The following is a 452-nucleotide window of genomic DNA, read 5'->3' on the forward strand; positions in this document are numbered from 1 at the left end:
TGGCGCACTGCGGCAGCCTCAGCAAGGTGCTGAGCCCGGGCCTGCGCGTGGGCTGGATGATCGCGCCGGCCGAACTGCTGGCCAAGGCGACGATGTGCAAGCAGTTCAGCGACGCCCACACCAGCACCTTCGCCCAGGCCACGGCCGCGCAGTACCTGAAGAGCGGCCGCATGCCGGCCACGCTGGCCCATGTGCGCGAGGTGTACGGCCAGCGCGCGCAGGCCATGGGCCAGGCGCTGAAACGCGAGCTCGGCGAGGCGGTGAGCTTCACGCAGCCGAACGGCGGCCTGTTCTTCTGGGCCCGCCTTACCGGCGCCAACGGCAAGCTGGCCGACGCGAACGAACTGGCCAAGCGCGCGATCGAGAAGCTGGTGGCCTTCGTGCCCGGCGCGCCGTTCTTTGCCGAGAAGCCCGACGTGGCGACGCTGCGGCTGAGCTTCGCGACGGCCGAC

1 protein-coding gene is annotated in these 452 nt (G+C 71.0%); it reads left to right on the forward strand.

The features are described 5' to 3' along the window. The coding region (locus tag AC3A6G_RS27415) for an aminotransferase class I/II-fold pyridoxal phosphate-dependent enzyme (RefSeq protein ID WP_487875101.1) at positions 1 to 452 on the forward strand (452 nt) is incomplete at both ends.

The sequence above is a fragment of the Variovorax sp. Soil_C_26 genome, from assembly GCF_057657075.1.